This window comes from Mesorhizobium sp. RIZ17 (assembly GCF_051127865.1).
Taxonomy (GTDB): domain Bacteria; phylum Pseudomonadota; class Alphaproteobacteria; order Rhizobiales; family Rhizobiaceae; genus Mesorhizobium; species Mesorhizobium humile.
Window position 1 is genome coordinate 4,541,930 of the sequence record NZ_CP147861.1, and the last position, 8,967, is coordinate 4,550,896.

Genomic DNA, 8,967 nt, shown 5'->3' on the forward strand with positions numbered 1-8,967 from the left:
CTCCTTAAGCCACAAGACACTTAGGCTTGTTTGTTCATGAAACGCCCCGGCCCGTCCGGGGGGATAAACGGGCTTGGCGTTCAACGGTTCCAAATGTCGTGCTGAAATGCGGCTGAAGCGAACCTGAACTTGGGTCATTCCCCGGCGTGAATGAGGCCGAAAGTTGACGTTGCATCTTCGCAACAGCGAATGTCAGCAGGCTAAATATGTTGCGCTGCACACCGCTTGGTTCAAGGGGTCCGGCGACATATATTGCCAAGAACGATGCCCCGAATCCGGCGGGGCGGACGCGCGTCCGGGCCGCTTCGCCACATTCCTGCCCCAGGTGGAAATGGCATTTAACGCTTGGCCCGTCATATTGTGCCGGCTTCCCGGAATCGTGAAGCCGATTGAGGATTGACAAGATGAGACAAGCCACGGCCGTCGCGCTGGTGACGGGTGGAGCAAGACGGATCGGCAAGGCGATCGTCGAGGATCTGGCCAACAATGGCTTCGCCGTCGCCATCCATGCCAACCGCTCCGGTAACGAGGCTGAGGCGCTGGCGGCGAAGATCGTGGGCGAGGGCGGCCGCGCCGCCGTGGTCGCCGCCGACCTTACCGACATGGATGCCGTCAGCGATCTTGTCGGCAGATCAGAGGCCGCGCTCGGACCTGTCACGCTGTTGGTCAACAACGCTTCCCTGTTCGTCGACGATCGTGTCGAGGATTTCGACTGGCAGGCCTGGGACCGCCATTTCGCCATCCATGTGAAGGCGCCGGCGCTTCTGGCGCAGAATTTTGCCCGCGCCCTGCCGGAAGGGCAGGAAGGGCTGATCGTCAACATCATCGACCAGCGCGTCTGGCGGCCAACGCCGCGCTATTTCTCCTATGCGCTGTCCAAATCGGCGCTGTGGACGCAGACCGAGATGCTGGCGCAGGCGCTCGGGCCGCGCATCCGCGTCAACGCCATAGGCCCAGGCCCGACATTGAAGAACAAGCGTCAGGACGACGATGATTTCGAAAGCCAAGTCGAGGGCCTGATCCTGAAGCGCGGCCCGCAATTGTCCGAATTCGGCGCCACCATCCGCTATCTCTGGCAGGCGCGCTCGGTGACCGGCCAGATGATCGCGCTCGACGGCGGCCAGCATCTTGCGTGGCAGACGCCCGATGTGACAGGCATGGTGGAATGAGTCCCGCAGCTCAAAGACATGGACGCAACGGCGCCGCCGACGATCTGCCGCCCGATCTCGACCCCGATATCGAGGACGAGGCGGCGGAGGAGATCGTCGAGCCCGAAGCTTTGCCGACCGGCCCCGATGTCGCCTTCACCGCGATAGACTGGACGCCGCATGCCGGCGATGCCGACGGCATGGTCGGCGCCGAGGTGATCCAGACCTTCGTCAAGCGGCTGCCCAACCAGCCCGGCGTCTACCGCATGATGAATGCCGCCGGCGACGTGCTCTATGTCGGCAAGGCGCGCAGCCTGAAGAAGCGCGTCACCAATTACGCTCAAGGGAGGTTCCACACAGCCCGGATCGGCCGCATGGTGCGCGAGACGGCGACGATGGAATTCGTCGTCACCCGCACCGAGATCGAGGCGCTGCTGCTCGAGGCCAACCTCATCAAGCGGCTCAGGCCCCGTTTCAACGTGCTGATGCGGGATGACAAGTCCTTCCCCTACATCCTTTTGACCGGCGACCATGTCTCGCCCGGCATCTACAAGCATCGCGGCGCGCGATCGCGCAAGGGCGACTATTTCGGCCCCTTCGCCTCCGCCGGTGCGGTGGGTCGCACCATCAATTCGCTGCAGCGCGCCTTCCTGCTTCGAAGCTGCACCAACTCCTTCTACGAGAACCGCACGCGGCCGTGCCTGCTCTACCAGATCAAGCGCTGCGCCGGTCCCTGCACCGGCGAGATCTCGCATGAGGGCTATGCCGAACTGGTCGCGGAAGCCAAGGATTTCCTCTCCGGCCGCAGCCAGAAGGTGAAGACCGAAATCTCGGCCGCCATGCAGCAGGCCTCGGAAGAGCTCGATTTCGAGCGCGCCGCCATCTACCGCGACCGGCTTGCGGCGCTGTCGCATGTGCAGGCGCATCAAGGCATCAACCCACAGACGGTCGAGGAGGCCGACGTCTTCGCCATCCACCAGGAAGGCGGTCAGACCTGCATCCAGGTGTTCTTCTTCCGCACCGGCCAGAACTGGGGCAACCGCGCCTATTTTCCCAAGGCCGATCCGGCGCTGGAGCCGGCGGAGGTGTTGGGTTCGTTCCTGGCGCAATTCTATGACGACAAGCTGCCGGCGCGCACGCTGCTGCTCTCTCACACGGCGCAGGAACAGGAACTGCTCGCCGAGGCGCTCTCGACCCATGCCGGCCGCAAGATAACGATCTCGGTACCGCAGCGCGGCGAGAAGAAGGATCTGACCGATCACGCCCTGCAGAACGCGCGCGAGGCGCTCGGCCGCAGGTTGGCCGAGACCTCGACCCAGGCACGGCTGCTCTCGGGCTTCGCCGAGACCTTCGGCTTGCAAAAGCCGCCGGTGCGCATCGAGGTCTACGACAACTCGCACATCATGGGCACAAACGCGGTCGGCGCGATGGTCGTCGCTGGGCCGGAAGGTTTCGTGAAGAACCAGTACCGGAAATTCAACATCCGCTCGACGGAGATCACGCCGGGTGACGATTTCGGCATGATGCGCGAAGTGATGCAGCGGCGCTTTTCGCGACTGCTCAAGGAGCATGGCGACGTCCAGCCCGGCTCGACCGTCGAGGATGAAGCCGGCGAGGAGGATCTGATCGCTGGCAATGGCGGCTTCCCGGCCTGGCCCGACGTCATCCTGATCGACGGCGGCCAGGGCCAGATGACGGCAGTGCGCCAGATCCTGGCTGACCTCGGCGTCGAGGACCGGGTGGTGGCCATCGGCATCGCCAAGGGGCCGGACCGCGACGCCGGCCGCGAGCGCTTCTTCGTCAAGGGCAGGGACTCTTTCATGCTGCCGGTGCGCGATCCGGTGCTCTATTTCGTCCAGCGCCTGCGCGACGAGGTGCACCGCTTCGCCATCGGCTCGCACCGCGCCCGCCGCAAGAAGGAGATGGTCAAAAGCCCGCTCGACGAGATCGCCGGCATCGGCCCCGGCCGCAAGCGCGCGCTGCTTCACGCCTTCGGCACCGCCAAGGCGGTCAGCCGCGCCGCGGTCGAGGACTTGGTCAAGGTCGACGGCATTTCAGAGCATGTGGCGAAGCTGGTCTACAATCACTTCCACGAGAGCTGAGGGCTGGTCGCGAGCACGCAAGGTTGACTTGTTTTGACCACGAGCCGCAGAGGCCCGGGCCGATACAAATGCTATTTTTGCCTGGTCAATCGAATCTCGACTGTTGACCCCCTACATTGGCTTCTGATTTGAGTACGTCTGGCGGAGGAGATTTCCCGAGACGACATGGCACAGCGCGCGTTCAACCTGCCGAACATCCTTACCTATGCCCGCATCGTCGCGGTGCCGCTGGTCGTGCTGTGCTTTTTTCTTGAAGGCCATCTGAAGTCGTCCGACTTCGCCCGCTGGTCGGCGCTGGTCATTTTCCTGCTCGCCTCGATCACCGATTACTTCGACGGTTATTTTGCCCGCGCCTGGCAGCAGACCTCCAACATCGGCAAGATGCTGGATCCGATCGCTGACAAATTGCTGGTCGCGACCTGCCTGCTCCTGCTTGCCGCCGACACCGACCGCCATGGCGGCATCGCCGGCTGGTCGCTGTGGGCGGCAATCATCATCCTGTGCCGCGAGATCCTGGTTTCGGGCCTGCGCGAATATCTGGCCGCCTTGAAAGTCTCGGTGCCGGTGACCCAGCTCGCCAAGTGGAAGACCACGATCCAGATGGTCGCCATCGCCTTCCTGCTGGTCGGCCCGGCCGGCGACAAGATCTTTCCGCTGACCACCCAGATCGGCCTGGTGCTCTTGTGGGTCGCGGCGCTCGTTACGCTCTACACCGGCTACGACTATTTCCGCGCCGGCCTCAAGCACATCATGGACGAGTGAAGACAATGTCCACGAAGCTCATCTATTTCGCCTGGGTGCGCGAGCGCATCGGCAAGCCGGAAGAGGACGTCGAATTGCCTTCCGGCATCGAGACGGTCGCCGATCTGCTGCGCTGGCTCAAGTCGCGCGGCGAGGAGTACGAGAACGCGCTGCAATACCCCGACGTCATCCGCGTCGCCATCAACCAGGAACATGTCGGCCACCGCGAGAAGATTGCGGGCGCGCGCGAGATCGCCCTGTTTCCGCCAATGACCGGAGGCTGAGATGGCTGGCGCCGTCGTGCCCGCCATCCGCATCCAGCGCGAGGATTTCGACGTCGCCGCCGAGATCGCCGGCCTGACGAAGGGCCGCGCCGATATCGGCGCCGTGGTCACGTTTTCCGGCCTTTGCCGCGACGAACAGGGCGCGCTGTCGGCGCTCGAGCTCGAGCACTATCCCGGCATGGCGGAGGCCGAGATCGGCCGCATCGCCACCGAGGCGGTCTCGCGCTGGCCGCTGCAGGGGCTCACCGTCATCCATCGCCATGGCAAGATAGCGCCGGGCGAAAACATCGTGCTGGTGGTCGCGGCCTCGTCGCATCGGCAGGCGGCCTTCGAGGCGGCGAATTTCCTGATGGATTATCTGAAGTCGCGCGCGCCCTTCTGGAAGAAAGAGCACCTTGCCGACGGCTCCCAGGGCGGCTGGGTCGACGCCAAGGAAGCCGACGATCACGCGGCGGATCGCTGGAAGAAACAAGGCGAATAATGCATGTCGCCCAGAAGTGTGCAGCGGTTCTGGGGCAACGACATGCATCAGAAAAAACTCCCGTTCGGCCATCGAACGACCGCAATCCTTCCCAAGCTTGCCACTCGGTTTGATTTGCTTTGGCGGAGCAATCTCATGCTGGACAGGATCGCGGAGTTCTTCATCTTCGGGCTGGCGCCATTGGTCGTCGGCGTGCTTGCCGTGCCCGAAGTGACCAAGGCCGGCGAAAAGACGATCGCGGGCGAGGTCACCTATCGCGAGCGCATCGCCCTGCCGCCCAACGCCGTGCTGATGGTCGAACTCGCCGATGTTTCGCTGGCGGATGCGCCGGCAACCGTGATCGCCAAGCGTAGGATAGCGCCCGCCGGCCAGGTGCCGATCAAATTCGAGATCGGCTTCGACCCCAAGGCGATCCAAAAGGGCCGGACCTACGCGCTGCAGGCGCGCATCACGGTTGATGATCGGTTGCTTTTCGCCAACGATGTCCGCCACCATGTCGATCCCTTGAACGGCAAGTCGCAGACCGTCGTGCTGAAGATGGCGGCGAGCTGAGCTTCACCAAGCGAACTCGGGCATCTGCGAAGATCAAGCCTGCGGCGGCGGTGCCGGCGTCAGGCCGTGGCGAAGCATGATCTCCATCATCTTCGCGCGGTCAGGCGGGCCGGCCATGGCAGCGTTCAACAGCGCGAAGGTTTCGCGGAAATACTCCGGTCCGATCGCCGCCGGCGTCACCACACAGAGCACCTTGGCGGCCTTTTCGCCGTTGTTGTCGAAACGATGGACCGCTCCGCGCGGGATGCACAGCGCTTGTCCTGGGCCGACATCGTGCCGGTGGCCGTCGACTGTCCAGGTAAGGGTTCCCTCTACACCGTAGATGGTTTCCTCGTAGCGGTCGTGACTGTGAGCCGGGGCGAGCAGGCGCTTCGAGCCCGGCACCGTCACCTCGAATGCCGCTATGCTTCCATTGGACTGCTGGCCCGTGAGCAGGAAGCGCACGATCACTCCGTCATGGCTGAACGTCTCGTCCGCTGGATTGATGTGGACCTGGCTGGCTTCGTCTAGCATTGCATCCTCCCATGTGGTAAACGTAATTTACCAAATGAGTAAACTCAATTTACTAGAGTGTCAATGCCGCCGCTTGATGAAAGTCCGCTGAAGAAGCCTCCCTTGATCGGCGCGTTGCTACGCGTGCCGGCGATGGCCATTCACCGCAGGCTGATCCGCGAGCTTAGGGCGTCCGGGTTCGATGATCTGACTCCGCCGCATATGGCGGTGATCCAGTATCCCGGACCGGATGGTATGCGGCCGAGCGCGCTTGCCGAGCGTGCGGCAATGAGCAAACAAGCCATGAACCAGTTGCTGAAGACGCTGGAAGGAATGGGCTACATCACCCGCGGAGCGGCACCTGGAGACGCCGGCGGAACCGTCGTCAGCTTCACGGACCGGGGCAGGGCCGCCTACCAGAAGATGGCCGACATCCTGCTCGACATCGAACGCGAATGGGCCGAGGTGCTTGGACCGAAGCGCTTCCGTGAACTGAAGGCGCTGCTCGGCGACCTCTGGGACACGCCGCTGGTTCGCTGACCTGATTGACCCTGCAGAAGCGAGCCCTTAGGTTGCCGTAAAAATGGGGATGGGGTTCCCCCGAAACCGCCCTTATGGGCTGATGACTCCTGCCAGGCGTGCCCTTGCGCGGCAGGATTTGTTTTTCCCGCCCGTATCATGCCTGATTTCGTGAAGTGATTCCGTCTGGAATCGCGTTTGGAAAGGCATTGAAGCGATGACCCTTGCGGCTTGCGCCCTGGTCCTGATCGGCGGGTTCCTCGGCGGCATTTCCCGCTTCTTCCTCTCGGGCGTGGTCGGCCGCGGTATCGGCGAGACCTTTCCCTGGGGCACGCTGGCGGTCAATGTTTCCGGTGCCCTTGCCATCGGCGCCTTCGCCGGCGCGGCGCGTGCGGTGGGCGGCGTCTTCGCCAGCGATCTTGTGCGCGACCTGATCGTCGTCGGCCTGTTCGGCGGCTACACCACCGTGTCGTCCTTCTGCCTGCAGACGCTCAACCTCGCGCTTGACGGCGAGGGCCCGCTCGCCGCCTTCAACGTCGTCGCTTCGTCGGTGCTTTGCGTGCTGTTCGTCGCCCTCGGCTTCTGGGCGATCGTCTGGGTTTCTGGGCTGGCCACCGGCATGGCGGGCTGAACGATGACGGACAGGCGAATGGCGATGCGGCTTTATCTGGCGGTCGGCTGCGGCGCGGCGATCGGCTCGCTGTCCCGCTTCCTGTCGGGCTATGTCATCGTCTCGCTGCTCGGCCTGAACGCGCTTTGGTCGACCGCTTTCGTCAATGTCGTCGGCTCGTGGATCATCATGGCCTTCGCCACGTTGACCGGGCCGGACGGGCGCATGATGGTCGGCCCGGCCGCGCGCATCTTCGTCATGGCCGGCTTCTGCGGCGGCCTCACCACGTTTTCGGCGATGAGTCTCGATACCTTCATCCTGCTGTTCGAGGGCGACTGGCCGCTGGCCGCGACCTATCTCATCAGTGTGGTCGGGCTTTCGCTCGCCGCCGCGTGGCTGGGCTATCTCATGGCGTCCAGGCTCAACCGCTTGCCGGTCGCCAAGTGATCAGAGCATGATCCCGAAAACTGGGAACCGGTTTTCGGAGAAGATCATGCTCCAACAGAGAGTTAGGATCAGGATGGCGATTCAACGAAACGTCATCCTGATCTAGGAGGAAAACATGGAACTTCCCGCGCAATGCGCGCTGCTCAGGATCTTTTTCGGCGAGGACGACAGGTCGGCCGACGGCAAGCCGCTGCATGAGGCGATCGTCATCAAGGCGCGTGAGACCGGCATGGCTGGCGCCACCGTGCTGAGAGGCCCGCTCGGCTTCGGCCGCTCCAGCGTGCTCCACACCGCCAAGATCCTGCGCCTGTCGCAGGATCTGCCGATCGTCGTCGAGATCGTCGACGCGCCCGAGAAGATCGACGCGCTGATCCCCGAGATCAAGGCGCTGACGAAGGCAAAGAGCTGCCTGATCACCAGGGAGAAGGTCGAGATCATCCGCTACGGCGACGGAGACTGACCCTGCCGGTGCTGGTCAGCCGGCGCGAAGACGGCGGCCGAGCGTCGCTTCGTCGAAGATACCCGCGGAAAACAGTCTCATGGCCTCTACCGCCAGGTCCGATGCCCGCGGGGCTTCCCACGGTGATGCCGCGCTCCTTGCAGACCTGGTCATAGACACGCTTCAACAGGACGAGATCGTCCGGATAGGCAACGCCGCTTTCAGATACATGAGGTTTGGTCGTCCACCCGAAAGCAAAGAGGCGACCCGGCCGGGCCGGTCGCCTCTCATCTTGAAACCGGAATTATCTTCCGCTCAGCCGACGATCTCGGTGTCCGAGAACCAGTACTTGATCTCCTGCGCGGCGGTCTCCGGCGCGTCCGAGCCGTGCACGGAGTTCTCGCCGATCGACAGCGCATGCACCTTGCGGATGGTGCCCTCGGCGGCATTGGCCGGGTTGGTTGCGCCCATCACTTCGCGGTTCTTGGCGATGGCGTTCTCGCCTTCCAGCACCTGCACGATTGTGGGGGCTGACGACATGAATTCCACCAGCTCGCCGAAGAACGGGCGATCCTTGTGGACGGCGTAGAAACCTTCGGCCTCGCGGCGGCTCATCCACACGCGGCGCGATGCGACGACGCGCAGGCCGGCGTCTTCCAGCATCTTGGTGATGGCGCCGGTGAGGTTGCGCCTGGTCGCGTCCGGCTTGATCATGGAGAAGGTGCGTTCGATCGCCATAGGGTCGTCCTTGTTCTGGGAATGGAAATTGGAGTGGCGGGCTCTATACAAGTCGCCCGGCGGCTTGCCAAGGGGAGGCGGCTTCTGGTCAAGGCGAGCGCTTTGCGGGATAATTAGGCGGCTGCCAACGCTCGTCGCATGGAAGTCCGGGGCGTTGTGGCAGCGGAGCCTAAGGCGATGAACTGGCCCTATCTCACACGCGGCGATATGGCTGGCCTTCTTTTCGTGGCCGTATTTTTAGCCGCTGTCGTCCTTGCCCTGCTTTTCTTCCCACACCGCGCAGAGCAGAATTTCGGCTTCGGCCCGGAATGGCAATGCGTGCGCATGGAGCAGGGCGATCCGATCTGCGTGAGACTGTCCGTCAGCAATGCGCCGGACGGCGACGCGCGTGATAAGGGCGCGTCAAAGTAGACT

The 8,967-nt window shown here is 63.4% G+C and carries 13 protein-coding genes and 1 riboswitch; of the genes, 11 read left to right on the forward strand and 2 right to left on the reverse strand.

Annotated elements, in window-relative coordinates; translation table 11 throughout:
- Positions 1–404: 404 nt before the first annotated feature.
- The 6 genes from WDX12_RS21685 to WDX12_RS21710 all read left to right on the forward strand — a co-directional run bounded on the left by WDX12_RS21685 (position 405) and on the right by WDX12_RS21710 (position 5,308).
- Positions 405–1,169 carry an SDR family oxidoreductase gene (locus tag WDX12_RS21685; RefSeq protein ID WP_434721950.1) on the forward strand — a complete coding sequence of 255 codons (765 nt, stop codon included), beginning with the start codon at positions 405–407 and terminating at the stop codon, positions 1,167–1,169.
- Complete coding sequence (uvrC, locus tag WDX12_RS21690) at positions 1,166–3,250, forward strand: excinuclease ABC subunit UvrC (protein ID WP_434721951.1); 2,085 nt, start codon at positions 1,166–1,168, stop codon at positions 3,248–3,250. Before WDX12_RS21685 ends, uvrC begins: the two co-directional genes overlap by 4 nt.
- A 165-nt stretch (positions 3,251–3,415) precedes the next feature.
- Positions 3,416–4,012 carry a CDP-diacylglycerol--glycerol-3-phosphate 3-phosphatidyltransferase gene (pgsA, locus tag WDX12_RS21695; RefSeq protein ID WP_040984724.1) on the forward strand — a complete coding sequence of 199 codons (597 nt, stop codon included), beginning with the start codon at positions 3,416–3,418 and terminating at the stop codon, positions 4,010–4,012.
- Between the two features lie 5 nt (positions 4,013–4,017).
- Positions 4,018–4,275 carry a molybdopterin converting factor subunit 1 gene (moaD, locus tag WDX12_RS21700; RefSeq protein WP_041001878.1) on the forward strand — a complete coding sequence of 86 codons (258 nt, stop codon included), beginning with the start codon at positions 4,018–4,020 and terminating at the stop codon, positions 4,273–4,275.
- A gap of 1 nt (position 4,276) precedes the next feature.
- Positions 4,277–4,756, forward strand: coding sequence for a molybdenum cofactor biosynthesis protein MoaE (locus WDX12_RS21705; RefSeq protein WP_434721952.1), 480 nt, complete (start codon positions 4,277–4,279; stop codon positions 4,754–4,756).
- Positions 4,757–4,891: 135 nt separating this feature from the next.
- On the forward strand, positions 4,892–5,308 hold the full coding sequence (locus tag WDX12_RS21710; protein ID WP_320296299.1) for a YbaY family lipoprotein: 417 nt from the start codon (positions 4,892–4,894) through the stop codon (positions 5,306–5,308).
- Between the two features lie 33 nt (positions 5,309–5,341).
- Here WDX12_RS21710 and WDX12_RS21715 read toward each other — a convergent pair whose 3' ends face one another.
- The gene (locus WDX12_RS21715) at positions 5,342–5,821 is read right to left on the reverse strand and encodes a cupin domain-containing protein (RefSeq protein WP_320296298.1); all 480 of its coding nucleotides are present in this window, start codon (positions 5,819–5,821) and stop codon (positions 5,342–5,344) included.
- Positions 5,822–5,884: 63 nt separating this feature from the next.
- Here WDX12_RS21715 and WDX12_RS21720 point away from each other — a divergent pair, with 63 nt between their 5' ends.
- The 4 genes from WDX12_RS21720 (at position 5,885) to WDX12_RS21735 (ending at position 7,836) form a co-directional block, all read left to right on the forward strand.
- Positions 5,885–6,340, forward strand: coding sequence for a MarR family winged helix-turn-helix transcriptional regulator (locus WDX12_RS21720; RefSeq protein ID WP_434721953.1), 456 nt, complete (start codon positions 5,885–5,887; stop codon positions 6,338–6,340).
- Between the two features lie 36 nt (positions 6,341–6,376).
- Positions 6,377–6,439, forward strand: a riboswitch (Fluoride riboswitch).
- A 97-nt stretch (positions 6,440–6,536) separates the two neighbouring features.
- Complete coding sequence (gene crcB, locus WDX12_RS21725) at positions 6,537–6,950, forward strand: fluoride efflux transporter CrcB (RefSeq protein ID WP_434721954.1); 414 nt, start codon at positions 6,537–6,539, stop codon at positions 6,948–6,950.
- 18 nt (positions 6,951–6,968) lie between these two features.
- The gene (crcB, locus tag WDX12_RS21730; protein ID WP_430700519.1) at positions 6,969–7,376 is read left to right on the forward strand and encodes a fluoride efflux transporter CrcB; all 408 of its coding nucleotides are present in this window, start codon (positions 6,969–6,971) and stop codon (positions 7,374–7,376) included.
- 115 nt (positions 7,377–7,491) lie between these two features.
- Entirely contained in the window at positions 7,492–7,836 is a 345-nt protein-coding gene (locus tag WDX12_RS21735; RefSeq protein WP_320296294.1) for a DUF190 domain-containing protein, read from the forward strand.
- Between the two features lie 294 nt (positions 7,837–8,130).
- On the opposite strand, the gene ndk is transcribed toward WDX12_RS21735, so the two are convergent.
- The gene (ndk, locus tag WDX12_RS21740; protein WP_041010781.1) at positions 8,131–8,553 is read right to left on the reverse strand and encodes a nucleoside-diphosphate kinase; all 423 of its coding nucleotides are present in this window, start codon (positions 8,551–8,553) and stop codon (positions 8,131–8,133) included.
- Positions 8,554–8,730: 177 nt separating this feature from the next.
- Here ndk and WDX12_RS21745 point away from each other — a divergent pair, with 177 nt between their 5' ends.
- A complete protein-coding gene (locus tag WDX12_RS21745; protein WP_434721955.1) occupies positions 8,731–8,964 on the forward strand; it encodes a hypothetical protein in 234 nt (77 codons plus the stop codon).
- The last annotated feature ends 3 nt before the right edge of the window (positions 8,965–8,967 follow it).

Coding starts and splice junctions, on each gene's coding strand:
- WDX12_RS21685 (WP_434721950.1), top strand. CDS start 405: ATGAGACAAGCCACGGCCGTCGCGCTGGTGACGGGTGGAGCAAGACGG.
- uvrC (WP_434721951.1), top strand. CDS start 1,166: ATGAGTCCCGCAGCTCAAAGACATGGACGCAACGGCGCCGCCGACGAT.
- pgsA (WP_040984724.1), top strand. CDS start 3,416: ATGGCACAGCGCGCGTTCAACCTGCCGAACATCCTTACCTATGCCCGC.
- moaD (WP_041001878.1), top strand. CDS start 4,018: ATGTCCACGAAGCTCATCTATTTCGCCTGGGTGCGCGAGCGCATCGGC.
- WDX12_RS21705 (WP_434721952.1), top strand. CDS start 4,277: ATGGCTGGCGCCGTCGTGCCCGCCATCCGCATCCAGCGCGAGGATTTC.
- WDX12_RS21710 (WP_320296299.1), top strand. CDS start 4,892: ATGCTGGACAGGATCGCGGAGTTCTTCATCTTCGGGCTGGCGCCATTG.
- WDX12_RS21715 (WP_320296298.1), bottom strand. CDS start 5,821: ATGCTAGACGAAGCCAGCCAGGTCCACATCAATCCAGCGGACGAGACG.
- WDX12_RS21720 (WP_434721953.1), top strand. CDS start 5,885: ATGCCGCCGCTTGATGAAAGTCCGCTGAAGAAGCCTCCCTTGATCGGC.
- crcB (WP_434721954.1), top strand. CDS start 6,537: ATGACCCTTGCGGCTTGCGCCCTGGTCCTGATCGGCGGGTTCCTCGGC.
- crcB (WP_430700519.1), top strand. CDS start 6,969: ATGGCGATGCGGCTTTATCTGGCGGTCGGCTGCGGCGCGGCGATCGGC.
- WDX12_RS21735 (WP_320296294.1), top strand. CDS start 7,492: ATGGAACTTCCCGCGCAATGCGCGCTGCTCAGGATCTTTTTCGGCGAG.
- ndk (WP_041010781.1), bottom strand. CDS start 8,553: ATGGCGATCGAACGCACCTTCTCCATGATCAAGCCGGACGCGACCAGG.
- WDX12_RS21745 (WP_434721955.1), top strand. CDS start 8,731: ATGAACTGGCCCTATCTCACACGCGGCGATATGGCTGGCCTTCTTTTC.